27 protein-coding genes, 1 tRNA gene and 2 riboswitches are annotated in these 24,723 nt (G+C 66.8%); of the genes, 9 read left to right on the plus strand and 19 right to left on the minus strand.

The features are described from left to right. Window positions 1–132: 132 nt before the first annotated feature. The 7 genes from ACW170_RS14540 to ACW170_RS14570 form a co-directional block, all read right to left on the minus strand. Entirely contained in the window at window positions 133–630 is a 498-nt protein-coding gene (locus tag ACW170_RS14540; protein WP_492087345.1) for a GFA family protein, read from the minus strand. 75 nt (window positions 631–705) lie between these two features. Next, on the minus strand, window positions 706–2,160 hold the full coding sequence (locus tag ACW170_RS14545; protein ID WP_492087346.1) for a serine hydrolase: 1,455 nt from the start codon (window positions 2,158–2,160) through the stop codon (window positions 706–708). A 204-nt stretch (window positions 2,161–2,364) separates the two neighbouring features. After that, a complete protein-coding gene (gene nusG, locus ACW170_RS14550) occupies window positions 2,365–2,940 on the minus strand; it encodes a transcription termination/antitermination protein NusG (protein WP_271163931.1) in 576 nt (191 codons plus the stop codon). Between the two features lie 13 nt (window positions 2,941–2,953). Beyond that, on the minus strand, window positions 2,954–3,253 hold the full coding sequence (secE, locus tag ACW170_RS14555) for a preprotein translocase subunit SecE (protein ID WP_304937303.1): 300 nt from the start codon (window positions 3,251–3,253) through the stop codon (window positions 2,954–2,956). Window positions 3,254–3,323: 70 nt separating this feature from the next. Next, window positions 3,324–3,399 (minus strand) — tRNA-Trp (locus ACW170_RS14560). Between the two features lie 95 nt (window positions 3,400–3,494). Then, the gene (locus ACW170_RS14565) at window positions 3,495–4,829 is read right to left on the minus strand and encodes a hemolysin family protein (protein ID WP_492087347.1); all 1,335 of its coding nucleotides are present in this window, start codon (window positions 4,827–4,829) and stop codon (window positions 3,495–3,497) included. Window positions 4,830–4,924: 95 nt separating this feature from the next. Continuing rightward, the gene (locus tag ACW170_RS14570) at window positions 4,925–5,095 is read right to left on the minus strand and encodes a hypothetical protein (RefSeq protein WP_492087348.1); all 171 of its coding nucleotides are present in this window, start codon (window positions 5,093–5,095) and stop codon (window positions 4,925–4,927) included. A 100-nt stretch (window positions 5,096–5,195) separates the two neighbouring features. Between ACW170_RS14570 and ACW170_RS14575 the strand changes: the two genes are divergently transcribed. Continuing rightward, window positions 5,196–5,828 (plus strand): DUF938 domain-containing protein, encoded by a 633-nt coding sequence (locus ACW170_RS14575; protein WP_492087349.1) that lies wholly within the window; start codon window positions 5,196–5,198, stop codon window positions 5,826–5,828. On the opposite strand, the gene ACW170_RS14580 is transcribed toward ACW170_RS14575, so the two are convergent. Continuing rightward, window positions 5,829–6,230 carry a hypothetical protein gene (locus ACW170_RS14580; protein ID WP_492087350.1) on the minus strand — a complete coding sequence of 134 codons (402 nt, stop codon included), beginning with the start codon at window positions 6,228–6,230 and terminating at the stop codon, window positions 5,829–5,831. It abuts the gene before it with no gap. A 366-nt stretch (window positions 6,231–6,596) separates the two neighbouring features. Here ACW170_RS14580 and ACW170_RS14585 point away from each other — a divergent pair, with 366 nt between their 5' ends. Beyond that, on the plus strand, window positions 6,597–7,376 hold the full coding sequence (locus ACW170_RS14585) for a pseudouridine synthase (RefSeq protein WP_492089193.1): 780 nt from the start codon (window positions 6,597–6,599) through the stop codon (window positions 7,374–7,376). Here the strand turns inward: ACW170_RS14585 and ACW170_RS14590 are convergent. From ACW170_RS14590 to crcB, 3 genes are read right to left on the minus strand one after another with little or no spacing between them, the layout of a single operon-like run. After that, complete coding sequence (locus ACW170_RS14590; protein ID WP_492087351.1) at window positions 7,360–8,124, minus strand: ATP12 family chaperone protein; 765 nt, start codon at window positions 8,122–8,124, stop codon at window positions 7,360–7,362. The genes ACW170_RS14585 and ACW170_RS14590 overlap by 17 nt on opposite strands. Further along, entirely contained in the window at window positions 8,121–9,146 is a 1,026-nt protein-coding gene (locus tag ACW170_RS14595; RefSeq protein WP_492025868.1) for an RluA family pseudouridine synthase, read from the minus strand. Before ACW170_RS14595 ends, ACW170_RS14590 begins: the two co-directional genes overlap by 4 nt. Continuing rightward, the gene (gene crcB, locus ACW170_RS14600; RefSeq protein WP_492087352.1) at window positions 9,143–9,538 is read right to left on the minus strand and encodes a fluoride efflux transporter CrcB; all 396 of its coding nucleotides are present in this window, start codon (window positions 9,536–9,538) and stop codon (window positions 9,143–9,145) included. Before crcB ends, ACW170_RS14595 begins: the two co-directional genes overlap by 4 nt. Before the next feature lie 144 nt (window positions 9,539–9,682). Here crcB and ACW170_RS14605 point away from each other — a divergent pair, with 144 nt between their 5' ends. After that, window positions 9,683–10,876 (plus strand): hypothetical protein, encoded by a 1,194-nt coding sequence (locus ACW170_RS14605; RefSeq protein WP_492087353.1) that lies wholly within the window; start codon window positions 9,683–9,685, stop codon window positions 10,874–10,876. Here the strand turns inward: ACW170_RS14605 and ACW170_RS14610 are convergent, their stop codons facing one another. Genes ACW170_RS14610 through ACW170_RS14620 form a run of 3 tightly spaced genes read right to left on the minus strand, consistent with a single transcriptional unit; the run spans window position 10,877 to window position 13,488 of the window. After that, window positions 10,877–11,365: a CC0125/CC1285 family lipoprotein gene (locus ACW170_RS14610; protein ID WP_492087354.1), complete on the minus strand. Its 489-nt coding sequence runs from the start codon at window positions 11,363–11,365 to the stop codon at window positions 10,877–10,879. 52 nt (window positions 11,366–11,417) lie between these two features. After that, window positions 11,418–12,143 (minus strand): RluA family pseudouridine synthase, encoded by a 726-nt coding sequence (locus ACW170_RS14615; RefSeq protein ID WP_492087355.1) that lies wholly within the window; start codon window positions 12,141–12,143, stop codon window positions 11,418–11,420. A 16-nt stretch (window positions 12,144–12,159) separates the two neighbouring features. Then, a complete protein-coding gene (locus ACW170_RS14620; RefSeq protein ID WP_492087356.1) occupies window positions 12,160–13,488 on the minus strand; it encodes a replication-associated recombination protein A in 1,329 nt (442 codons plus the stop codon). 70 nt (window positions 13,489–13,558) lie between these two features. Between ACW170_RS14620 and ACW170_RS14625 the strand changes: the two genes are divergently transcribed. After that, window positions 13,559–13,978: a VOC family protein gene (locus ACW170_RS14625; RefSeq protein WP_492087357.1), complete on the plus strand. Its 420-nt coding sequence runs from the start codon at window positions 13,559–13,561 to the stop codon at window positions 13,976–13,978. 10 nt (window positions 13,979–13,988) lie between these two features. Here ACW170_RS14625 and ACW170_RS14630 read toward each other — a convergent pair whose 3' ends face one another. Both ACW170_RS14630 and rpsU read right to left on the minus strand, forming a co-directional pair. Continuing rightward, window positions 13,989–15,389, minus strand: coding sequence for a Do family serine endopeptidase (locus ACW170_RS14630; protein WP_492087358.1), 1,401 nt, complete (start codon window positions 15,387–15,389; stop codon window positions 13,989–13,991). A 152-nt stretch (window positions 15,390–15,541) separates the two neighbouring features. Further along, window positions 15,542–15,796: a 30S ribosomal protein S21 gene (gene rpsU / locus ACW170_RS14635; RefSeq protein ID WP_267516790.1), complete on the minus strand. Its 255-nt coding sequence runs from the start codon at window positions 15,794–15,796 to the stop codon at window positions 15,542–15,544. A gap of 201 nt (window positions 15,797–15,997) precedes the next feature. Between rpsU and ACW170_RS14640 the strand changes: the two genes are divergently transcribed. Continuing rightward, window positions 15,998–16,645, plus strand: a complete 648-nt coding sequence (locus tag ACW170_RS14640; protein ID WP_492087359.1) for a COQ9 family protein — start codon at window positions 15,998–16,000, stop codon at window positions 16,643–16,645. Between the two features lie 212 nt (window positions 16,646–16,857). Here the strand turns inward: ACW170_RS14640 and ACW170_RS14645 are convergent, their stop codons facing one another. Then, a complete protein-coding gene (locus ACW170_RS14645; RefSeq protein ID WP_492087360.1) occupies window positions 16,858–17,940 on the minus strand; it encodes a 5-(carboxyamino)imidazole ribonucleotide synthase in 1,083 nt (360 codons plus the stop codon). After that, a complete protein-coding gene (gene purE, locus ACW170_RS14650; protein WP_271163950.1) occupies window positions 17,941–18,432 on the minus strand; it encodes a 5-(carboxyamino)imidazole ribonucleotide mutase in 492 nt (163 codons plus the stop codon). A 180-nt stretch (window positions 18,433–18,612) separates the two neighbouring features. Between purE and ACW170_RS14655 the strand changes: the two genes are divergently transcribed. Next, complete coding sequence (locus ACW170_RS14655) at window positions 18,613–19,176, plus strand: GGDEF domain-containing protein (RefSeq protein WP_492087361.1); 564 nt, start codon at window positions 18,613–18,615, stop codon at window positions 19,174–19,176. A 22-nt stretch (window positions 19,177–19,198) separates the two neighbouring features. On the opposite strand, the gene ACW170_RS14660 is transcribed toward ACW170_RS14655, so the two are convergent. Continuing rightward, window positions 19,199–21,004 carry an autotransporter domain-containing protein gene (locus tag ACW170_RS14660; RefSeq protein WP_492087362.1) on the minus strand — a complete coding sequence of 602 codons (1,806 nt, stop codon included), beginning with the start codon at window positions 21,002–21,004 and terminating at the stop codon, window positions 19,199–19,201. A gap of 389 nt (window positions 21,005–21,393) precedes the next feature. Then, a riboswitch (glycine riboswitch) is annotated at window positions 21,394–21,490 on the plus strand. A 4-nt stretch (window positions 21,491–21,494) separates the two neighbouring features. Then, a riboswitch (glycine riboswitch) is annotated at window positions 21,495–21,574 on the plus strand. A gap of 55 nt (window positions 21,575–21,629) precedes the next feature. On the opposite strand from ACW170_RS14660, the gene gcvT reads away from it, so the two are divergent. From gcvT to gcvPA, 3 genes are all read left to right on the plus strand, one after another. Beyond that, window positions 21,630–22,742: a glycine cleavage system aminomethyltransferase GcvT gene (gcvT, locus tag ACW170_RS14665; protein ID WP_492087363.1), complete on the plus strand. Its 1,113-nt coding sequence runs from the start codon at window positions 21,630–21,632 to the stop codon at window positions 22,740–22,742. A gap of 133 nt (window positions 22,743–22,875) precedes the next feature. Beyond that, complete coding sequence (gene gcvH / locus ACW170_RS14670) at window positions 22,876–23,241, plus strand: glycine cleavage system protein GcvH (RefSeq protein ID WP_492087364.1); 366 nt, start codon at window positions 22,876–22,878, stop codon at window positions 23,239–23,241. A gap of 131 nt (window positions 23,242–23,372) precedes the next feature. Continuing rightward, a complete protein-coding gene (gcvPA, locus tag ACW170_RS14675) occupies window positions 23,373–24,719 on the plus strand; it encodes an aminomethyl-transferring glycine dehydrogenase subunit GcvPA (protein ID WP_304937203.1) in 1,347 nt (448 codons plus the stop codon). Window positions 24,720–24,723 lie beyond the last annotated feature (4 nt).

A 24,723-nucleotide genomic window follows, 5' to 3' on the forward strand; every position in this document is an offset into this window, starting at 1 on the left:
GGTGAGCCGTGGTGCGGCATGGCTGCCTCCCACGGATTTGACGCTCCACAAGCCGAGGCCCGCCGAGCGAAGGCGCGCGTGTAACAGAGGGGGGGCGGAAAGGCAAACGGGGGACGAACGCCGCGCTCCGCCTCAGCCCTCTCCCGCCTTCCGCCGCTCGATCAAGGCCGTCAGCCGCTGGACCCGCTCGGGCGGTAAAATCTGCGTCTGGTCATAGACTGTCTCGAACACGGGAATGTCGTCCGGAAAGACCGCCCAGGGCATGGCGTTCTCGGTGAAGATGATGGCGTCAGGCCTAAAGTCGCCGGGCTGATCCAGCGTGCCGACCCGCACGCCGGCGCCCAGCCGCCCCAGCCGGGGATAGTGGCTCCACACAGCCACCCCGCAGGATTTGCAACGCCGTATGACATGCGGTCCGCCGCTGCCGGCTGGGACGGTGTGATCCGACAACTCGCCTTGGATCAGGGTCAGCCGTTCCGTCTCATAGAAGGCGTTGACCACAGAGGTGGACCCGGTCTGCCGCTGGCACAGGCGGCAGTGGCAGTTGTTGACGAAGATCGGTTCGCCCTCGACCTGATAGCGCACCGCGCCACAGGCGCAGCCGCCGACATGGATCCTATCGAAAGACATCACATCCTCCCCTTTGAGGGGATGAAACATTCACGTGGCGGAGGCGCAAGACAACACACGCCAGCTCTCCGAGCCTCACAGCCCAGCTAACGCCGCTCGGGCGCTGGTGCTGGACGGGTCCAGGCGGAGGGCGTTCTGGTAGCTTCGGCGAGCGTCGTCGCGGCGGCCGGCGCCGAGGTAGGCCTCACCCAGGCTGTCATGCACATTGGCCGACTGCGGGTGCGCCGCGACATTCCACTCGAAGACCCGGATCGCAGCATCCCCGAAACCTTTGCGGAGCAGGCTGTAGCCCAGGCTGTTGAGCCCACTCTCGCTGACATCATAGGCTTCGGCCCCCACGGTCGGCGCCGAGCGGTAAGCGGTCTCCATGGCCTCCACGCCGTCGCGCGCGGCAATAGGGGTGAGCAGGTCGCCGAGCAGGCGTTTGGGGGCCGGCGCCGGGGCGCCGTGGGCGACGGCGAACAGGGTGCGGCCCATCTCGACCGTCGTGGCGCCCTGCCAGAAATTGTTCAGGATCACGACGACGGTCCCGTCGTCGGCCCGTACGAACAGGCTCTGGTAGCCCGGGATACTGCCGGTGTGGGTCTGGACGGTCATGCGGTCACCCCCGGTCGTCGGCCAGCGCTCCACACCCCAGCCCAGACCGTATTCATCGGCGTCCTGAGCGAACATGCGCGCCTTCAGGTCGGGCGGCAGCAACCCGTCGCCGGACAGGGTCCGACTGAAGGCCAGCAGGTCCTGCGCCGTAGAAAAGGCCCCGGCCGCCGCATAGCTGACCGTCGCGTCCACGGGCATGGGCCGCTCCATCCGACCGAAGTCCGACCGCGCATAGCCGCTGACCAGATGCGGCACGACCGTACGGGTGTCGTACACGCCGCTGTGCGTCATGCCGGCGGGGACCAGAACGCGGTCCCGGAGGGCGTCGGCATAGGGTGTCCCGGTCACCCGTTCCACGATCATCCCCAGCAGATAGAAGCCGTTGTTGTTGTAGCGCATCTGGCCGGGCGGGCTGGAGATTTCCGGCGGGATCCAGGCTCTGGCGAAGGCGTCGGGGGTGAAGCTCTGCCGCGCCGTCGTCTGCCAGAAGGGATCGTAATAGCTGGCGGGCAGGTCCTTCAGCCCCGAGGTATGGGCCAGCAATTGTTCAACTGTCGCCGCGCCGGCGGGTGTGTCTGCATAAAGCTCCGGCAGATATTCACCCGGTGAACCGTCGAGGCGCAGTCGGCCTTCATGGACCAGCGAAAGAACAAGGACGGCGGTGAGCGGTTTGGTCAGCGACCCGATGCGAAAGACGTCGTCTGGGCCCAGCGCGACGCCGAGTTCAAGCGAGGACTGGCCTCTGGCCTGATGCACGATCACGCCGTCGGCGTCGGCAACCAGCACCACACCGTTGAAGCCGCGATTGCGGACATAGCCGTCGATCGTGGCGCCCAGACGGGCTTCAACGGAGGCCGCCTCGGCGGCGGCGGCAGGGGTGGTCGGCGTGACCGACAGCATCAGGGACAGGAGAGCCGATAAGAAAATGCGCATGGCCCAAGCTCAGCGGTTCGGCGGCGGAGAAGCAAGTTACGCTTTGGACAGTTCCCAGAGTTCAGCGGCAAGTTCGCCCACAGGTCGAAGTTTGGGCCTCATAACCAGACCGGCGTACGGATCCCGAGGACAGGACGGAGCCCTAAAACGAAAAAAGCCGCGCCCTTTCGGACGCGGCTTCAAATCTCGACAGGTGCGTGAGCTTCAGCCCGCGACCTTCTCCACCTGGGCGTATTCCAACTCGACCGGCGTGGCGCGGCCGAAGATCGACACGGCGACGCGCAGGCGGGCCTGTTCCTCGTCCACGCTCTCGACCGAACCGTCGAAGCTGGCGAAGGGTCCGTCGATGACCTTGACCTTCTCGCCGATGTCGAAGCGGATGGTGGGCTTCGGACGTTCGACTCCCTCTTCCACCTGGCCGATGATGTTCTGAACTTCACGTTCGGAGACCGGCAGGGGCTTGGTGCCGCCGGCGGCGCCCAGGAAGCCCGTGACCTTCGGCGTGTTCTTGACCAAGTGATAGGCTTGGTCGGTCATTTCCATCTTCACCAGCACATAGCCGGGGAAGAACTTACGTTCCGAGTTCACCTTGCGGCCGCGACGGATCTCGACGACGTCCTCGGTCGGAACCAGGATTTCGGAGAAGGCGTCTTCCAGGCCTTGCTGCTTGGCCTGGTCGCGCAGTTGCTCCGCCACCTTCTTCTCGAAGTTCGAGTAGGCGTTGACGATATACCACTTGTGGCGCGGATTGGCGGGCTTTGCGGGCGCTGCATCGGTCATGGGCGCGTCTTTCTCAGGATCCGAGAGCGATGATGTAGCGGAAAGCGAAACCGAGACCGGTGTCCACGATCCAGAAGAAGATCGCAGCGATGACCACCATGATGAAGACCATCACCGAGGTGATCCAGGTCTCCTTGCGGCTGGGCCACACGATCTTGCGGCCCTCGGCCATGACCTGCTTGTAGAAGTCGCCGGGGCTCGTGCGCGGCTTCTTGGGCGCGGGCGCATCGACGGTGATGGCGGCCGCGGCCGCAGCCGTCTGGGGCTTGGCGCCCGCCTGGGGCCGCTTGCCGGGAGATTTGGCCTTGGCCATCAGTTGCTCTTCACACAATTGTTCCTGTCGCCCCAGATGGGAAGTCCCATCCGGAAGCGACAGGGGGGATTGGCAGGAGTTGGGGGACTCGAACCCACGACCCCCGGTTTTGGAGACCGGTGCTCTACCAGCTGAGCTAAACTCCTAGACAATCGCGCGAACCCTCGGGTCCGTGCGTTCGCCAGAGGGGGGCGTATGCCCGACGCCGCCCGTCATTTCAAGGGCGATGTGACACTTGCGACTAGTCTTCCAGATGCGCGGCTATGGCGGCCCGCTCGTCCTGGGCCTGGATCAGTTCCTTGAAGATCAGCTTGTCGATGCGACGATCGTCCATATCGACGACCTCGACTTCGAATCGCCCGACCTGCACCACCTCGCCCTCGTCCGGCACGCGCGACAACTGGTGCAGAATCAGACCGGCGACAGTGTGGAAGCCTTCGTGCTCGCCGAAGTCCTCGCCCAGAGTGTCGGCCAATTCGTCCAGGTCGGTCTGGCCGTCGACCAGCCAACTGCCGTCGGCGCGCTGATGTATCCAGGCCTGTTCCTCGTCGTGACCTTCGTTGAAATCGCCGGCGATCATTTCCAGGATGTCGGTCGCCGTCACCACGCCCTCGAAGGCGCCGTATTCGTCAACGATGAAGGCCATGTGGACCTTGGAGCCCTTCAGGATCTCCAGCGCCTTCAGCACCGAGGTCGATTGGGGAATGAAGGCCGGCTCTGCGACCAGGGGTTCGATGTCAAACCGTCCATCGGTCAGCAGGGCGTCCAGCAGGTCCTTCTTGTGGACCACGCCCAGGGGATTATCGACGTCACTCTCGCGCGCCACCACGATGCGCGAATAGGGGCAGGTGCGGATCTCCTCGCGCAGCACCGATTCGGGATCGTCCAGGGCGATCCAGAAGACGTCGTGGCGCGGCGTCATGGCCACCCGTACCGGGCGGTCGCCCAGACGCAGGATTTCCTCGATCATCACCTGTTCTTCCGGCTCGATCAGGCCGGCGGAGGTGCCTTCGGCCAGAATGGTCGCCACCTCTTCCTGGGTGACGTCCGAACCATCGCGGTCCTTGACGCCCAGCAGTTTGAGGATGCCCGAGGTCGAGGCCGTCAGGAGCAGGACGAAGGGTTTCAGCGCGACCGCCAGGGTCGAGATCGGCGGCGCCATCTTCGAGGCGATCGTCTCGGGGAAGATCAGAGCCAAACGCTTGGGCACCAGTTCGCCGACGATCAGCGAGATATAGGTGATGCAGACGACCACCAGGGCGGTCGAGAAGATTTCGGTATAGGCCGCCAGCGCCGGAAAGCTGACCTCCAGGATTCGGTCCAACTCGCCCGCGATGGTCGCCTGCCCATAGGCGCCCGCCAGAATGCCGATCAGGGTAATGCCCACCTGGACCGCCGACAGGAACTGCGTCGGCTCCTCCGCCAGTTTCAACGCCTTGCGCGCGCCGCGGTCACCCTTCTCAGCTCGGCTCTGGAGTTTGGATCTGCGGGAGGAGACGACCGCCAACTCGGTCATGGCGAACAGGCCGTTGAGCACCACAAGGAGCAGAACGACGACAATAGCGATGAGTAACATCTAGGGGTTTTTGGAGACCAACGCGGCGCGACAGACGGCGTCCGCGCAAGGATACTAGAGGACGACGCGGCTTTACGCCATGTTTTCCTTCGACCTCAGCCCGCCCGCCCGGCCTCGACCGAGCCATAGGCCCCTGAAACCGGCCGGCCGTCGGCGTCATATTGCGACGCGCAGGCGGACATGCCCAGTACGGTGCCGATGAACAATCCGATATGAAGCGCGCGCCGCATCGTGGTTACCAATCGCTTAACGTCGATGACAAACATAAACGATTGATTAAACTCCAGGCAAATGAATGCGCCTGCCAGACGAAACAGAAGGCGGGCGTCGCCTCCCCTTCCCCATCCAGGACGTCTAAGAACAGGCATGCAGACTCTGGACTCGCTCGCCGCCCTGCCTGACGGGGCCCTCTCCTCCCCGGCCGCCCAACGAAACGCCGACGCGATTCTAGGCGTGCTGAGAACGCATCTGCCTGCCCGCGGACGGGTGCTGGAAATCGCCGCAGGCTCGGGCGAACACGCCCTGGCCTTCGCCTCGGCCCTGCCAAACCTGGACTGGACGCCGAGCGATCCTAGCGCAGAGGCGCGCGCCAGCATCTCGGCCTGGGCGCACGGCGGCCCATTGAACCTGCGTACGGCGCTGGCGCTGGACGCCGGCGATCCGGAGACTTGGCCTCTGGACGACTTCGACGCCCTCTATTGTGCGAACATGACGCACATCAGCCCCTGGTCGGCGACCGAGGGGCTGATGGATCTGGCCGGTCGCGTCCTGAGACGCCCCGGCGGTCTTCTGGCCCTCTACGGCCCCTATCGCGAGGCGGAGGTCCCGCTGGCGGAATCGAACGCTGCCTTCGACGACAGCTTGAAGGCGCGAGACCCCGCCTGGGGCCTGCGCGACCGCGAGGCGGTCGAGGCTCTGGCCCGATCGCATGGCCTTGCCGCCACGCGTCGGGTGCAGATGCCGGCCAATAATCTGATGCTTCTGTTCAGAAGCGCCTGATTACAGGACGGAGACGGCGGCCGAGAGGTCGGCGCGCTCGTTGAGCAGAGTGGCCTTGCCGGCCTTGAACAGGGCGCCGTGCGCCTCTGCCGCGACGCCGAAGCTTTCGGCCGCTACAGCCACGCCGTCAGCAAAGGCGATCACCAACAGGTCATTGGCGCGGGCCAGATCGATCAGCGACCGCACAGCGGCCAACGAAGCTTCATCTTGCGAACCGCCCGGCACGACCAGGCCCCGCAACCGCCCTTCGACGATGTCGTTGGCCGTCGCCGTCGCCAGCACAGTGACGCCGCCGGTGACCAGGCTCGCATCGCCGGTCGAGATGGGGGCCAGGCCCACGCCTTCTGCCCGCAGCGCGCCTTCGACGTCGCCCAGTTCGCCGAATTCCATGTCACGTCTCATCACCAGCCCCATGCGGAGCCGGGTCGGAACAGGACGATTGTAACCAGTGCGACGGGGTCCGGCGGAAGATTTGCTTTGAGCGTACAAGACGTCTCCTTCAAGGGTTTCAATAAAAATCCAGATCCAACGATCAGGACCGTCGAACCAGCGATACAAATGACCAGAAAAACGAAAATCGACGGGTCCGGCGCTGACCGTCCCGCACTCTGGATCGTTTGTGGAATGCCGCCTGATATAGTGAAAACGGCGCCGAGATCAACCTTTCCGACTAAGGCCTGAACGTGTCGTGATCCTGACGAGCCAGATCGGCTTGCTCGCATCACCACCCGGCTCTAGAGAGCGGCATTGACTGAGCGACGGAATCCGATGGCCTTCACCCGCACCTACGACGGCGACGAACCGGTTCGCGTGAACAAGTGGCTGGGCCAGACCGGCGTCTGTTCGCGCCGCGAGGCCGAGAGCCTGATCGCCGAAGGCTTGGTCTCCATAGACGGCGAGACCATCAGCGACGCCGGGCGAAAGATCGAGCCCGGCCAGACCCTGACCTTGAACGACACGGCCCAGCAGGCCCTGGCCTCGGGCATGACTCTGGTGCTGCATAAGCCGGTCGGCTACGTCTCGGGCCAGCCGGACCCCGGCAAGATCCCCGCCGTCCGCCTGCTGAAAACGCCCAATCGCATCGGCGAGGGCGAGACGCCTGCCCGCGACGCCTCCCTGCCCCCCATCGGCCGGCTGGATGAGGATTCCCGCGGCCTATTGCTGCTGTCATCGGACGGCGTCGTGGCCAAGGCGGTGATCGGGCCGGCGTCCGAACTCGACAAGGAATATCTGGTCGTCGTCGACGGCGTGATCACCGAGGGCAAGCTCAGCCGACTGCGACACGGCCTTGTGCTGAACGACAAGCCCCTCAAGCCCGCCCGCGTCACCCAGATTGAACCGCAACGCCTGCGCTTCGTCCTGACGGAGGGCAAGTATCGCCAGATCCGCCGCATGTGCGAACTGGTCGGGCTTGAGGTCATCGACCTGTACCGCATCCGCATCGGCCCGCTGGAGATAGGCGACCTGCCCGAAGGTCGCTGGCGTCACCTGACCGATCAGGAACGCGCAGCCCTCATCACCGCCTCGACGGCTAGTCCAACGCCCTGAACCACCGGTCCAGCAAATCCGCCTCGGCGCGGCGGGCCTGGGTGCGTTCGGCGGCTTCCGCGTCCACGCCCCACTGTTCCTCCTGAAACAGTTCGTCGATCCGCGACAGGTCGAACGCGACGCCGCCCTCCAACGCGCCCTGCTCCACAGCCAAGGCCAGCACCGCCGAACCCAGCAACGGCACAGCCGTCGCCAGACCCGTCAGGCGGAAATCATCCATCGCCAGGGCATGCGCCTTCACGCGCGCGATGGCCTCGGCCGACTGGGGCCGATGCACGATGCCCGCGACCGGCTCCAGCGCCACCCCCAGCTCGCGCGCCGCCCAATCGCGCCACGGCCCCCACTCGCGCTGCTGGCGCTCGACCAACGGAGTCGGATGTTCCGCCAGATAGCAGACCACATCCGAACCGGCGTAGGCGGCGATCTCGTCCGCCACCGCCTCGCGCGCTTGGCCGATCCGGTCGATGGCGGTCGAGGCCAGACGGGTCGCAGGCATGGTCGAGGGCTCAACGACCTCGCCCTGCGCAGCCCACTCATCGGCGACAAGTCGGGCGGCGGCCTCGGTCGGCAGCACCAACTGCGCCTTGGCCGGCGTCTTGGGCGTCCGCCCGTCCAGCAGCACGGCCCAGCCGCCGTCGCTGTGCGGCCCGACCGACACGGCGGTCCAGAAACGACGCACCGCCTCCTCGGTCTCGCGGAATCCCTTACGGGCGGCGACCATAGGATCGAGCGGGGGGATATGGCTCATCGAATTCTCTTCACGCCCAGGAAGGGATCGTCCTCGGCCTCGTCCTCCGAGAAGCCGAAGTGGGCGAAGCCGGCCTTCATTTCGGGACTCAGCGGCGCCGTGACCTTCAACAGACCGCCACGCGGGTGATCCAGTTCGATGCTTCGGGCATGGAGCTGCAGCTTCAGAGGCCCGGACAGTTCCCTGGATTTCTCGTCGCCGTATTTGGGATCGCCCAGGATCGGATGGCCGATCCCGGCCATATGGGCGCGCAGCTGATGGGTCCGGCCGGTGAAGGGGCGCAGAGCCATCCAAGAGGCGCGGTGCGAGGCGCGCGACACCGTGCTGAAGGCCGTCTCGGCCGGTTCAGCCTTAGGATCCTTGCGCTCGGCCGGCCGCATCATCTCGAAGTCGTTGATGCCGGTCTTCTTCAGCGGCATGTCGATCTGGCCCGAATAGGGTTTCGGATTGCCGATGACGATGGCCCAATAGGTCTTCTTGGCCTGACGACGGGCGAAGGCGCCGGCCAGCCGCTTGGCCGCCTCAGGCCCCTTGCCCAGCAGCAGGACGCCTGAAGTGTCGCGGTCCAGGCGGTGGACCAGGCGCGGCCGGTCCATCCCCTCGCCCCAGGCCGACAGCAGGCGATCAACGTGGCGGCTGGTCTTGGTCCCGCCCTGAACCGCCAGGCCGTGCGGCTTGTTGATGGCGATGACCATGTCGTCCTCATAGAGGACCAGGGACTTGGCGAAGGCGATGTCGCGTTCCGACAGGGTGTGCAGATCCCCGGCCTGACGCGAGGTGTCGTCGGGAATCGGCGGCACGCGCACGGCGGCGCCGGCGGTCAGACGGCCTTCAGGCTTGATCCGGGCGCCGTCCACGCGGATCTGACCGCTGCGGGCCATCTTCTGCACCTGGATGTTCGACAGGTGCGGCCAACGCCGGCGGAACCAGCGGTCCAGCCGGATGCCGTCCTCGTCCTCGGCGACATAGATGGTCAGGACTTCGCGCTTGGGCGCGTCCTCGATGGGGGGCTGGTCGGTCAAAGGGCGGCTCCAAAGGCGCGGCGGGCGACCATCAGGCCGATAAAGAGGGCGACAACTGCCAAGACCACCGATCCGACCACATAGGCGGCAGCCAGGGCGTAATCCCGCCGCTCGATCATCATCACCGCCTCCAGCGAATAGGAGGAGAAGGTGGTGAACCCGCCCAGCATGCCGACGGCGGCGAACAGGCGGATCGTCTCCTGGTGCGCCCCGCCCTTGAAGGCCAGCCAGCCGACCAGCACGCCCATGGCCAGGCCGCCCAGGATATTGGCCGCGAAGGTGCCCATGGGCCATGTGGCGTTCGGGGCCAGCCGGGCGGCCAGAAGGCCGAGGCCGAACCGGGCCATCGAGCCCAGGGCTCCGCCGGCGGCGACGAGAAGAAACCGTGTCATGATCCCGCGCTATATACGCCGCCGCCGCCGAAAGCGAAGACTCCCGCGCCGTCACGCCCGTCTGACCGAAACTTCACTTGCCCTCAGACACGGTTAACGGCGATATCCAAGATGAGCCGTCAGCGGTTTTGGGGAAGCCAAGTCATGTCGCAGGAAGACAGCCAGAGCCCGGTGATCGCGCCGACGATGACGCCGCCGCCGCCCGCCGTCGAACCGGAAACGCCCGCCGCCGAGCAACCGCACGATCTGGCCGAAGCTCCGGCGGAGGCTCCGCGCACCGCGCCGCCGACACCGACGCCCAGCGACACCCCAGCCGTGTCCGATGAAGGCGTGCTGCGGCCCATCCAGGAAAGCGACTATTTCACCCTGGACGACGCCTCGATCGCCAAGATCTCGGGCAATATCGACCTCTATTTCAACCAGCCGCTTGAGATCTTTCCCTTCTGGGAGAACGAGAAGAAGCCCGACCGTTTCCACGTCCTGTTCGCGCGCCAGATCGAGGAGCGGTTCCCGGCGGACCGCGATATCCGCGGCCGGGTTCACGCCTATGGCCGGCGCATCTTCCGCGCCCTGTGCGTCCATGTGGGGATCAAGCGGTTGACCCAGGCCCTGGCCCTGATCGCCTTCGCCGTCCTGGCCGAGATGGGCCCGACCCTGTTCGCCGACTGGGCCGGCGGCCAGCCGGCCGGTCTGGGCCTGAGCGTCCTGGCCATGCTGATTACAGGCGGGATCTTCTTCGGCGTCTCGACCATCCTGTTCATCCAGTACCGGTTCCGGCTGGAGAACGACTCCTACGAGCTGTCGCGCGAGATCGTGCAGCGGACGCGGGAGCTCCAGAACCTGTTCACCAACGCCCGCGCCCTGTCCGACCAGGCCGAGACCACCTATCAGATGGACGGCAAGGCCTGGGGCCAGCGCGCCCTCTATCTGACGCGGCTGGTCATGTGGATCGGCGCTCGGATGGAATATCTGGAGAAGTTCATCCAGATGGAGCTGTGGCGCGTCCGGCGCGAACGCTACTGGATGCGCTGGTTCGGACGGATCACCGCGCCGACGGTGCTGCTGATCTGGCTGATCGTCTTCGCCTTCTTCCCCGCGCCGCAAGCCAACGAGATCGGCTTCCGCATCCTTCAGATTATCGCCGTCCTGCTGGCCGGCGGCGTGTCCTGGCTGTCCTATTTCCGCTGGCAGACGCCCGCCCAGGCGATCCAGGACAAGCTGGGGGCCGAGGGCTGGGTCCGCTACGCCTCGCTGGACGTCGACAACACCGTCGGCGACCAGGTACGGCGCGACAAGGAGCGGCTGGTCGAATATCGCGCCCTCACCCGAGGCCGCTGATCAGCGCGGGATCGAGGCCTGCACCGACCGGGCGTCATAGGCGTTCGGACGGTCCGGCTTTTGGCCCCGTCCCATGACGATCTCCAGCGAACTCGAGGTCGGGCTCGGCCCGCTGAAGTTCAGGCCCAGACCGACCCCGACGCCCGAGGACGAATAACCGCCATACCGACTGGAGCCTCCGCCGATGGAGACGCTGGGCCGCACCCCGCCCGCGCCGTCGGGACGGCCGTCGGTCCAGCTCTGGGTCACTTCGAACCAGTCATAGCCCTGGTCGGTTGTCAGGTCGGCCGCTCGCACCAGGGCGTAATCCGCCACAGCGCCCGGCGCGCCGACGCCGTTGTAGGTGACGCGATACCGGTTGGACTCGATCCGCTGCTCCGAATATCCCTGCCCGCCCGGCGCGCGCTGGGCGCCGTAGGGGGCCAGGCTGGCGCAGGCGGCCAGCGCGAAGGTCGAGGCGGCGAGGCTGAGAATGGCGAGGCGCTTCATGGCGTTGTCTCCCTTTGACGGAGATAGCGTTGCTTGAGCCGGAGCGTTCCGTCTAGAGGCCCAGCGCCGAACGCAAACCCGCGAAATCGGCCGGCGGCGGCGCCTCCACCGTGGTCGTCCCGCCTTCGGGATGAGGAAAGCTCAGCTTGGCGGCGTGCAGCATCAGACGCGGCGCCGGCCCCACCTCTGTCGTCAACGCCCCGCCATAGCGAACATCTCCGATCAGCGGACGCCCCAGATGGGCCATATGGACCCGCAACTGGTGCATCCGCCCGGTCAGCGGCTCCAGCTCGACCACCGCGCCCTGATCATTGGCCGCCAGGGTCCGATAGCGGCTCTGCGAGCCCTGGGCCCCGGGCGCATCAAAGGCGACGACCCGCATATAGGACTCGCGCCCGATCTCCTCGCGTCGCAGCGGGGCGTCGATGGTCCCGGACGCCGGCTCGGGCGCGGCGGACAGCAGGGCCAGATACTGTTTCCGAAACCGCCGCATCTGCAACGCCTTGCCCAGGAACCCCGCCGCCGGCTTGGTTTTAGCCGCCAGGATCACGCCAGACGTGTCGCGGTCCAGCCGGTGCACCAGCTCCGGCCGCTTGCCGTTCGACCGCGCAAAGGCCCACAACAGATCGTCCAGCGTATGGGCCTGGATCCGCCCGCCCTGGCTGGACAGGCCGGACGGCTTGGAAAAGGCGATCACATGAGCGTCCTCGTGGATCACCCATGACCGGACGGCGGCGATCTCATCCTCGGACAGGGCGACGGGGGTGCGGGTAGTCATCGGGGGCTTCTAGAGGTCAGCCCCCCGCCCCGTCCACCGCCGCGTCCTTGGCCAGCCGCGCCCGCATCTCGGCCCAACGCTCCAGCCGCGCCTTGACCTTCTCCTCATGCCCCTCGCCCTTGGGCTTGTAGAAGGTGCGGCGCTCCATCTCGTCTGGGAAGAAGTTCGCGCCCGAGAAACCCTCAGGCGTGTCCGGGTCGTACTGATAGCCCTTGCCGTAACCCAGCGACTTCATCAGCTTGGTCGGGGCGTTGCGGATGTGTGCGGGCGGCATCAGCGACCCCGTCTCATAGGCCGCCTTCTTGGCCGCCTTGAAGGCCTCATACACCCCGACCGACTTGGGCGCGGTGGCCAGGTGGACCACGGCCTGGGCCAGGGCCAGCTCGCCCTCGGGGCTGCCCAGGAAGTCGTAGGTGTCCTTGGCCGCATTGGCGACCAGGATCGACAGCGGATCCGCCTCGCCGATATCCTCGACCGCCATCCGCACGATCCGTCGCGCCAGATACAGCGGATCCTCGCCCCCGTTCAGCATCCGCGCCAGCCAGTACAGGGCCGCATCCGGGTCCGACCCCCGCACTGATTTATGCAGGGCGGATATGAGGTTGTAGTGTTCTTCTCTCGACTTGTCGTAGGCGGGCGCCCGGCGTTGCAGCACCGCCGCAAGCCCCTGAACGTCCAGGGTTTCGCCTTCAGGCAGGTCGAACAGCACCTCCGACATGGTCAGCAGATACCGCCCGTCGCCGTCGGCCAGGGCCAGCATGGCCTGGCGCGCTTCCGGCGATAGCGGCAGCGACCGCTCCATATGGGCCTCGGCGCGGCTCAACAGTTGATCCAGCGCCGCGTCGTCCAGCCGTTTCAGCACATAGACCTGGGACCGCGACAGCAACGCCCCGTTCAGTTCAAAACTGGGGTTCTCGGTCGTGGCCCCGACCAGGGTGACGACCCCGGCCTCGACGAAGGGCAGGAAGCCATCCTGCTGGGCGCGGTTGAACCGGTGGATCTCGTCGACGAACAACAGAGTGCTCTGCCCTGCCGCCCGCCGCATCCGCGCCGCCTCGAACGCCTTCTTCAGATCGGCGACGCCGGAAAAGACGGCGCTGATCGACTGGTATTCATAGCCCGCCGCCTGGGCCAGCAGCCGGGCGATGGTGGTCTTGCCGGTGCCGGGCGGTCCCCACAGGATCATCGAGCCCAGCCGCCCCGCCTCGATCATCCGCCGGATCGGGCCGCCGGCGCCCAGCAGATGATCCTGCCCCACCACCTCGTCCAGCGTGCGCGGGCGCAGACGGTCGGCCAGTGGCGCGTCGGGGGGCAAGATGCCGGAGACTTCGAAAAGATCGCTCATTGCGACCTATGTAGTCGTGCCTAAAGCGGTTTTCACCCGTTAGTATGGGTCAGCGCTATAGAGATCGATCATGACCGCCCATCCGAACCAAGGCCCCACCTCCGGCGTGACCCCGCACCTGACGATTCCGTCGCGCGGGGCCTCGGCGGCCGTGGACTTCTACATCATCGCCTTCGGGGCCGAGGTGCTGGACCGCCGCCTGGCCGACGACGGCGAGCGGCTGATCCACGCCCATCTGAAGATCAACGGCGCCAGCCTGATGCTGAACGACGAGTTCCCGGAGTACACGGGCATTCAGGACGTGCGGCCCGCTGGCGTGACCCTGCATCTACAGGTTCCCGACCCCGACACCTGGTGGACCCGCGCCATGACCGTCGGCGGCGCCGAGCCGGTCATGGACATGGCAGACCAATTCTGGGGCGACCGCTACGGAGTCCTGCGCGACCCATTCGGCCACACCTGGTCGATCGGCGGACCGATCAAGGGCTGATCCGCGTCGCTTAGCGCAACACGCCGCGGATCTGGCGGCCGCCGCGATTGATGACGACCTCCCACGGGCCGCGGCCGGAGCTGGCGGCCTGAGCGTCGGCGGCGGTGGAGATCTGACGGCCGTTGATCGCGACCAACAGATCGTTCTGCCGGAAGACGCTGGCCGCATACCCGCGACCAGACACGCCCAGCACGACCACGCCGGTGGCGAAGGGATCGCCGCCCAGGCGATCCGCCAGCGCGGGACTGAGCTGGGCCACCATGGCTCCTTGCAAAGGCCCCTGCTGGATCACTGTACCTTGCTGAGGATCAGCGTCGCCCGGGAGGGTCTGGACACGGGCGGTCAAGGTCTCGGCCCGGCCGTCGCGCAGGACGGCGACCTCGACCTGTTCGTTCGGATTGCGTGAGCCGATGCGATAGTTCAGCCCGTTCTGGTCGTTGATCTCCTGACCGTCCACGGCCGTGATCACATCGCCTTGGCGCAGGCCGGCGCGGGCGGCAGGACCGTTCGCATAGACGTCGGTGACCACCAGCCCCTGCGGCCGGGTCAGGCCCAGGCTGCCGGCGATGTCGCCGGTGACGGTGTCGCCTTTTACGCCCAGCCACGGTCGGACCACCGCCTTGGCCCCGCCCAGGGCCGAATCGACCACCCGCTTGACCATGGCGGCGGGCACGGCGAACCCGACCCCGGCGGACGAGCCCGAGCGCGAGAAGATGGCGGTGTTGATGCCGATCAGGTCGCCGTCCATGTCCACCAGCGCCCCGCCGGAATTGCCGGGGTTGATGGCCGCGTCGGTCTGGATGAAGGAGCCGCTGTCGGAAATGCCGGTCTCAGTCCGGTTCAGGGCCGAGATGATGCCGTTGGTCACGGTCTGGCCCACCCCGAAGGGATTGCCGATGGCCAGGACCAGGTCGCCGACCTGCTGCTCCTCCTGATCGTCGATGGCCAGGACCGGCAAGCGGTCGCTGACGTTCTCCAGCCTCAGCACGGCGATGTCGCTGCGCTCGTCGGCCAGGATGACGGTGGCCGGAAACTCGCGCCGGTCGTTCAGCACGACCTTGATCTGCTGGGCGCCCTGGATGACGTGGTTGTTGGTCACCACGATTCCGTCGGATCGCACGATGACGCCCGAGCCCACGGATTCGGCCACCCGCGCCTGAGGCATGCCGCCGCCGAAGAACTGGAAGAAGGGATCGGCCTGGACCCGCTGGACGCTGCGGGCCGAGATATTGACCACCGCCGGAGCGGCCGATCGCACCACAGGGGCGAAGCTGGACTTCATCCCCGCAGCGTCACTGGGGGCCGTGCGGGTCGGCTGGGCGAATTCGCCCTCCTGCGCCTTGGAGTTGGTGGGATTGCCGCAGGCCGACAGGGCCAGGGCGGCGGCGAGCACGATCGAGCGGGTCGTCATTGTCATCCGGGAAGCACAGCCTTCAATCTCCCCATACCGCCCGGCTTTTCGGGCGGGATCAAGGCGTGCGGCGCAACGACGGATCAGAGCCAGACCAAGAAAAAGGCCGCCTCCTTGCGGAGACGGCCTCGAATTCTTCAGTTCGCGAGAACTTACCGGCTGCCGGCGCCGGCGCCCGGAACGCGCGGCTTCGGCGCGGGCAGCAGGCCTTCACGCTGGGCGCGCTTGCGGGCCAGCTTGCGGGCGCGACGGACAGCCTCGGCCTTTTGACGGGCGCGCTTTTCCGACGGCTTTTCGTAATGCACGTGGCGCTTCATTTCACGGAAGCTGCCTTCGCGTTGCATCTTCTTCTTGAGGGCTTTCAGCGCTTGATCGACGTTATTATCGCGAACGAAAATCTGTACCAGGTTGAACTCTCCTTTGGCCGCCCGCCGCGTCCTGTTGAGGGAGACGGGCGAACAAATAAAATCAGCGTCCGAAAGCCAAGCCCTCGGATGAAGGCGCGCTAGTACACGAGCCGTCCCTTTCTGTCCAGATCGCCTGACCAGATCGTCGCGCCCATTGTTGAAGGCTCGAAACCCCGGCGAGACGGGCGTATGCTACGCCTCATGACACAGAACGACGACTGGGCCGACCAGACCGAACAGACCGTGCTGGACGCGGCCGTCGCGCGTGCGCCCGCCCTGGGCTGGAATGCCCGCCTGGTCCGCGAAGCCTGCGAGGCCTGCGGCCTGTCGCGCGGGGACGAGGAACTGCTGCTGCCCAACGGCGCGCGCGATCTGGCCGCCCTGCTGTCGCGCCGTCATGACGCCCGTGCGCTGGAAGCCCTGGCGGCGATCGACGCCAAGTCTTTGAAGATTCGCGAACGAATCGCCCGCGCCGTGTCCGAACGGATGGAGGCCGGCGCCGCTGACCTGGAGGCCACGCGCCGTTGCGCCGCCTTCCTGGCCCTGCCGATCAACGCCGACCTGGGGCTGAAACTGGCCTGGGAAAGCGCCGACCACCTGTGGCGCTGGGCCGGCGACGAATCGACCGACTGGAACCACTATTCGAAGCGGACCATCCTGTCGGGGATCCTGATCCCCGCCCTGACGATGCGCTGGTTCGATGGCCGCGAGGCGGCGGAAGCCTTCGTCGCCCGCCGGATCGAAAACGTCATGGCTTTCGAAAAGTGGAAGGCCGGTAAGGACTTTGAGGCGCCCTTCCGCAAGGTGACGGACGCGCTGAGTCGCGTGCGGTATGGGAGGGCGGTTTGAACGAGGCCACAATTCTGGGAGCCACGAAATCCAAGCCTCGCGCCATCGGTCTGCTGGCCATCGCGGTCACAGTGATAGCGCTCGGCCTGATGGGATGGACCGTCGGCAAAAGTATTGCCGCGTTGAACTCAGACGACTGCGTTACTGTTACGGCACCGATCGCGGGCGGAACGCAGATCAGCAGGACCTGTTCTTAACGTTCGTTCGGCGGCTCACAGCGCCCCCAGCACCCGGTTCACGTGCGCCATCTTCCGGCCTGGCCGGGCCTCGGTCTTGCCGTACAGGTGTAGACGCTCATCCGCCTTGGCCGACAAAGCCCGCCACTCATCGACCTCGTCGCCCAGCAGGTTCTTCATCTCGACGCGGGCATGGGCCGTCGTCGGGCCCAGAGGCCAGCCGGCGACGGCGCGGATATGCTGTTCGAACTGGTCGCAGACGCAGCCGTCCTGGGTCCAGTGGCCGGTGTTGTGGACGCGGGGCGCGATCTCGTTGACCAGCAGGATGTCGTCCCCGAGGTCGAACAGCTCGACGCCCACGACGCCCACATAATCCAGACCGTCCAGGATCGCCTCAGCGATGGCGCGGGCGCGGACCTGGGTCTTCTCGTCCACGGCGGCGGGCGCAAGTGTGGTGCGAAGGACGCCGCCCTCATGGCGGTTCTCCCCCAGGGGATAGACCGCCATATGCCCGTCCCAGTCGCGGGCGGCGATGACCGATAGCTCGCGCACGAAGGTCGCCTTGGCCTCCAGGATCGCCGGGCGACCGCCCAGGCTTTCCAGCGCCGCAGGCGCGTCCTCGATGGTGTGGATCCAGACCTGGCCCTTGCCGTCATAGCCTTCGCGACGCGTCTTCAGCAGGGCCGGCAGGCCCAGTTCCGTCAGGCCGACGACCAGATCGTCCAGCGTATCGACCACAGCGAAGGCGACCGTCGGGGCGCCGACGGCGTTCAGGAAGGTCTTCTCGTCCACCCGGTCCTGCGACACGCGAAGCGCCGTCGGCCACGGCGCGACCAGGGCGCCGGCCTCGGCCAACCGCTCGATGGAGGCGGCGGGCACGTTCTCGAACTCGAAGGTCACGACGTCGGCGGCCCGGCCCAGGGCCGTCAGGGCCTCGGGATCGTCATAGGCGGCGACGATCTGGGCGGTGGAGACCCGGCCCGCCGGGCTGTTGGGCTCCGGGTCCAGGATGACCACGTCAAAGCCCAGGCGAGCAGCGGCCTGGCTCAACATCCGGCCCAGCTGGCCTCCGCCGAGGATGCCGAGAGTTGAACCGGGGGGGAGCGGAAGCGTGGGCACTCAGTCCTCGACGGTTTCGGCGACGGAATCCGTCTGGGCGGCGCGGAAGGCGGCCAGACGCGCGGCCAGGGCCTCGTCCGACAGAGCCAGGATCTGCGCGGCCAATATGCCGGCGTTGGCGGCGCCCGCCTCGCCGATGGCCAGGGTCGCGACCGGAACCCCAGCCGGCATCTGCACGATGGACAACAGACTATCCATGCCCTTCAGGGCCTTGGACTGGACCGGCACGCCCAGCACCGGCAGTTCGGTCATGGAGGCGGCCATGCCCGGCAGGTGGGCGGCGCCCCCGGCTCCGGCGATGATGACCTTGAAACCCGCCGCCTTGGCGCCGGTCGAGAACTCGACCAGCCGCTGGGGGGTGCGGTGCGCGCTGACGACCTTGGCCGTCCAGGCGACGCCCAATTGATCCAGCTTGTCGGCGGCCAGCTTCATCGTCGGCCAGTCCGAACGACTGCCCATGATGATCGCCACCGGCGTTGCGGAAGTCGCCATATCTTCAAGGCCCCTCGCGGAAAGGCCGCCCGTTACAGCACGCGGCGGACGCCCGCAACCAAACAGGCCCGGTTCGGCGCGGGATTCAATACGGCGCAGCCTTCAATCCCGGCCGTTCACCCTCTAACATCACCGTATCGCGCGTCCCGTTGAGTCGCGCCGCCGGAGCCTGCCTACGCCGTGACCGACGTGGCCGAACACGACCTGACCGCCGAGATCGCGCGCCTGCGCGCCGAGCTGGACGCCTGGAAACAGCGCGCCGCTGCGGCCGAGGCGGCGGCGGACCATGACGTCCTGACCCCGGCCCTCAATCGCCGCGGCTTCATCGCCGCCCTCCAGCGCACCATGGCCTACTGCCAGCGGCACGATGTGCCGGCCGTGCTGCTGTACCTCGACATGGACGGGTTCAAGGGCGTCAATGACCGGCTGGGGCATGCGGCCGGCGACGCGGCCCTGGTGGCCGTCGCGCGGATGATGCTGGGGCACCTGCGCGAATCAGACGCCGTGGGGCGGCTGGGCGGCGACGAGTTCGCCTTGCTGATGCTGAACGCCGGCGTCGAGGAAGGCCGGGCCAAGGCGCGCCAGCTGGCCGAAGCTTTGAAGACGGAAGGCTTCGTCTGGAACGGCGAGCAGACCCCGCTGGGCGGCTCGTTCGGCGTCCGCGCCTGGGACGGCCATTCGGACCCCGAGGTCTGGCTGACCGAGGCCGACGCCGCCATGTGGGTGCGCAAGAAGGGGCGCTGAGGCCCCTTCTCCGCCCTTTGTCTTACAACGGCAGCCGCAACTGAACGCCGCCCATATGGCTGTCGGCGTGCTCGCCGTATCGGCCGCGATAGGCGATCGTCACCTTGACCGATCCGACTGACCCTTCGACCCCGGCCGAGGCCAGGAACTGGCCGCCGAACGGATCCTCGACCTCCCGCTCCAGCGCCTGCGCCGGGTTGTTATAGAGGCCGACGCGCACCGGATCCGAACTGTCGTCCAGCGCGTCGCGATAGCCGCCCTCGGCGAACAGGCCGAACCCGCCCATTTCCGCCTCGGCCCGCAGGGCCACTTCGCCGCTGATCGCCTTCATCTCCCGGTCCTCATATTCATACTGAGCGGCGACGCCCTGCTCCCAATAGCCGTCGACGTCGCTGGTCGCCCAGGTCACGGCGGCGCGCGGCGACAGGGCCACTCCCCCCATGTCGAACCACATCCCGCCCTGCAGTCGAGCGCCCGTGCTGAAGGCGCGGGTCTCGGCCGTGTGGACGATGGGCGCCAGGCTGGTGGCCCGTTCGATGTCGTCGATATTGTCGCGCGCCACCCCGACCGCCGCATTGACGAACAGGTCGCCTGAGCGCCAGCCGCCATACAGATCCAGGCCGAAGCTCTCGACGTTGAACGTCAGAGCCTGGCTCTCGACATCGGTCTTGCGCGCCGTGCCGGCCATGCCGAAGCGCCAATTCGCCGACGGTCCAGCCTCCAGCGCGATACGACCGCCCCAGCCGTCGCTGGACGATTCAGTGACCGCGCCCCGGGCGTCCGTATCCACGCTGTCGACCATGGCCGAGGCGGTGACCGCCACGCCGGCCTCCCAGGCTTCACGCCCGGACAGGGCTTCGCTCGCCGCATCCAGGGCGTCCTCGCGGTGCCGGAAGGCGGTTTCGCCCTGCAAGGCCGCCTGAGAACCAATATCGCCGTAATAGAGGTAGTCGGTCGCCAGACGAGCGATGATCTGGTGCCCAGCTGCGGTCGGATGCACCCCGTCGAGGTAGAAGTAGCTGTTAGGGTTCGAACAGACCGTCACCCCGTTGAAACAGGCCTGGGTGACATTGGTGATGCCGAACTGACCGGGATTGGCGGCCACGGTGTCGCCGATCTTGAACAGGTCCATCAGGATGATGTTGCTGCCGGGCCGCGCGGCCGCCGTCGTGTTCAAACCCGTCAGCAGGCTCGAGTTGAAAGTCGTCACCGCATAATCGGCCAGGGGCGCCGCCGCCGTGCCGCGGAACTGCGGAGTCAGGCTGAGTTTGGGCAGGTTGGTCACCAGTACGGTCCCCGCTCCCGCCCCGGCGACGCTGTTGACCAGGCTGTTGATGTTGGCGGCAGCCGTCGTCGCCACAGGAGTGATGGCCGCCACCGGACTGGCGGAGGCGCCGGCGGCAGGCAGGCCCTGGAAGATGTCATTGGCGCCGCCCAGGACGCTGACCAGATCATTGGATCCGAAGGTCCCGCCCCTGCTGGTGTAGGCGGCCAACTGGGTCAGCATGCCCGGCGGCGGGCCGACCGAGGCGTCGGTGCGGGCGCCCCCGAAGGCGTAGTTGATGCTGCCGCTGACGGATCCGGTGAAATTGACCGCGTTGAAGCCCAGCAGTTCCGTAAACACCGGACCCGTCGAGAAACGCCCCTGGAAATAGGGCGGACTTGGCGGCTGCGTGCCGCCGGACGCCAGATACAGATTGCCGTTGTCGCTCAGGCTGTCGCCGAAAACGACCAGTCGGTTGTAGGTTTGGGCCGAGGCCGAGCCTGCAAAGGTGCAGGCGGCGACGACCAGGGCGGCGACGGCGCCGCCGGTGAGATAGCGTGACATTTATTTCCTCCCACGATCGTCGTGTATCGCGACCGTTACACGGGAGGATGCGCCACTCTACGGCGAGCGCAAGATGCCGCTAGGGAAGCATGCCCTAAAATCGTACCGGGTACGGGACATTTCAACCCTGTCTGTCTAAGGCTTTGAGCAAGGTCAGATCGGCAGGATCGCCGTAACGAACGCGCGCTTCAGTTCGTGGGCGGCGAAGGTTTAGGCCGCCATGGCGTCGGGCATGACCATCGCCATGCCGAAGAACTCGTGCGTTGAACGGTGAAAATAGACTATGACCGGGTACAGCTTGTCCTCGGAATGGTCATGCGGCTCGTAGATGCGCGCCAGGATCGGGCCGACGGCGCTTGACTTTGAGCCTGAGTCGATGCCTTAGGTCGGGCGCTCTCGCGGGAGAGTTCGGCGCGCTTTCAGCGTGCCGACGCCGAAGGCGCAACCGCCCCGGAAACGCTCAGGCAAACGGACCGCGACAGCATACGGACGCTGGAAAGCCGCTCTTAGGGGCGCGCCGACGGAGCAAGGCGGTCTGACCGCCGGAATCTCTCAGGCTTCAGGACAGCGGGGGCGCGAAGACGGCGGAGCTCCGCCACCAAACGCGACCGTGAAAGCCTGAACCATGACCGACCAAGCCCTGAAGACCACGCCCCTGAACGCCGTGCACCGCGCCCTGAGAGCCCGGATGGTGGGCTTCGGCGGCTATGACATGCCGGTCCAGTATGAGGGCGTCCTGGCCGAGCACCGCTGGACCCGCGAACACGCCGGCCTGTTCGACGTGTCCCACATGGGCCAGTGCAAGATCACCGGCGAGGACGCGACCGCCCAGTTCGAGCGGTTCGTGCCCGGCGACTATGAAATCCTGAAAGCCGGCAAGCAGAAGTATTCGCTGCTGCTGAACAAGGACGGCGGGATCATCGACGACCTGATGGCCGGCCGCCCCGACCACGACGGCCTGTTCGTCGTCGTCAACGCCGGCAACAAGGACGAGGATTTCGCCTTCTGGGAGGCGAACCTCGAAGGCGACGCCAAGCTGACGGTGCTGGACCGCGCCTTGATCGCCATCCAGGGGCCGGAGGCCGCCGAGGTCATGGCCGCCCACGAACCGATCCTGGCGGAAATGGGCTTCATGGAATGCGCCCGGCTGATGCTGTTCGGCGTCGACTGCTATGTCTCGCGTTCGGGCTATACCGGCGAGGACGGCTATGAGATCTCGGTCCCGGCGGACCAGGCCGAGCGCGTCTGGAACACCATCCTGGAAGACGCCCGCGTCAAGCCGATCGGCCTGGGCGCCCGCGACAGCCTGCGGCTCGAAGCCGGCCTGCCGCTGCACGGCCATGACATCGACCCGACGACCTCGCCGGTCGAAGGGGCGCTGACCTTCGCCCTGTCCAAGTCGCGCAAGGAACGGGCCGATTTCTCCGGCGCCGACCGGATTATGAAAGAACTGGCCGATGGGGCCGCACGCGTCCGCGTCGGCCTGATCGTCAAGGAAGGCGCCCCGGCCCGTGAAGGCGCCGAGATCGCCGACGCAGAGGGCAATGTCGTCGGCAAGGTCACCTCGGGCGGCCCCTCCCCCACCCTGGGCAAGAACATCGCCATGGGCTTCGTGCCGCCGGCCTTCGCCGCGCTGGGCACGGAGTTGAAGGTCGTCGTGCGCGGCAAGCCCGCCGCCGCCGAAGTCGTCGCCATGCCCTTCGTGGCGCAACGCTATTACCGGAAGCCGAAGGCATAACATTCATCCCGTCACCCTCGGGCTTGACCCGAGGGCCGGGCGATCAACCGCTCGTGCGAAGACATCGACGCACGGACCGCACAACATCCGATCCTCGGGTCAAGCCCGAGGATGACGGGAGAGGAGAATAGAAATGAAGTTCACCAAGGATCACGAGTGGGTCAGCCTGGACGGCGACATCGCCACCGTCGGCATCTCGAAGCACGCCGCCGACGCCCTGGGCGACGTGGTGTTCGTTGAAGTGCCGGAAGTCGGCAAGACCGTCGTCAAGGGCGCCAGCTTCGCCGTGGTCGAGAGCGTCAAGGCCGCCTCGGACGTCTACGCCCCCGTCTCGGGCGAAGTGGTCGAGGCCAATGACGCCCTGTCGACCGCCCCGGAAACCGTCAACGCCGCCCCGGAAGGCGACGGCTGGTTCGCCAAGATCAAGGTGTCGGACGCCTCGGAGCTGGACGCCCTGATGGACCAAGCCGCCTACGACGCCTTCCTCGCCAGCCTCTAATATCAAACTCCGTCACCCTCGGGCTTGACCCGAGGGCCGGAGGATCAACCGCTCGTGCGAAGACTTCGACGCACGGCCCGCACCGCATCCGATCCTCGGGTCAAGCCCGAGGATGACGGAGTGAGAAGAACATGCGTTATCTCCCCCTGACGCCCGACGACCGCACGGCGATGCTCGCCGCCATCGGCGCGAAATCGATCGACGACCTGTTCGTGGACGTGCCCGAGGCGGCGCGGCTGGACGGGCCGGTGGACCTGCCCCGCGTGGCCGGCGAGATGGAGGTCGAACGCGCCCTGTCCGCCATGGCCGCCAAGAACGCCACGGCCGGCGCGGTGCCCTTCTTCTGCGGCGCAGGGGCCTACAAGCACCACGTCCCGGCGACGGTGGATCACGTGATCCAGCGGTCCGAATTCCTGACCAGCTACACCCCCTATCAGCCGGAAATCGCGCAAGGCACGCTGCAGTATCTGTACGAGTTCCAGACCCAGGTCGCGAACCTGACCGGCATGCCGGTGGCCAACGCCTCCCTCTATGACGGCTCGACCGCCATGGCCGAGGGCGTGCTGATGGCGACCCGCGTGACCCGTCGCAACAAGGCGGTGATCTCGGGCGGGGTGCACCCCCACTACGTCAAGGCGACCGAGACCGTGGTCCACGCCGTCGGCGTCGAGACCCAGGTCCTAGCCGCCGCCGTGGACGCAGAGGCCGCCGTGATCGACCAGATCGGTCCGGACACGGCCTGCGTCGTCGTCCAGACCCCGAACGTCTTCGGCACGGCGACGGATGTGACCAAGATCGCCGAGGCCGCCCACGCCGCCGGCGCCCTGCTGATCGTCGTGGTGACGGAAGCCGTGTCGATGGGCCTGCTGAAGTCGCCCGGCGAGATGGGCGCGGACATCGTCGCGGCCGAGGGCCAGTCGATTGGCAACGCCCTGAACTTCGGCGGCCCCTATGTCGGCCTGTTCGCCACGCGCGAGAAGCTGATCCGCCAGATGCCCGGCCGCCTGACCGGCGAGACCGTGGACGCCGACGGCGAGCGCGGCTTCGTCCTGACCCTGTCGACGCGCGAACAGCATATCCGCCGCGACAAGGCGACCTCGAACATCTGCACCAATTCCGGCCTCTGCACCCTGGCCTTCACCATCCACATGAGCCTGCTGGGCGAGACGGGCCTGCGTAAACTGGCCCTGCTGAACCACGAGAAGGCCGTCGCCACCCGCGACGCCCTGGCCGCCATTCCGGGCGTCGAAATCCTGACCTCGCGCTTCTTCAACGAGTTCGCGGTGCGCCTGCCCAGGAACGCGGCCGAGGTCGTCTCGACCCTGGCCGACCACCATGTGCTGGCCGGCGTGCCCTACAGCCGCCTGGCCCCCGATGCGGGCATGGACGACGTCCTGCTGGTCGCCGCGACCGAGACCACGCTGGATGTGGACATCCAGATCCTCGCCAAGTCACTCTCCAAAGTCCTCGGCGCGTAAGGGA

This window comes from Brevundimonas sp. FV2ps16 (assembly GCF_058681075.1).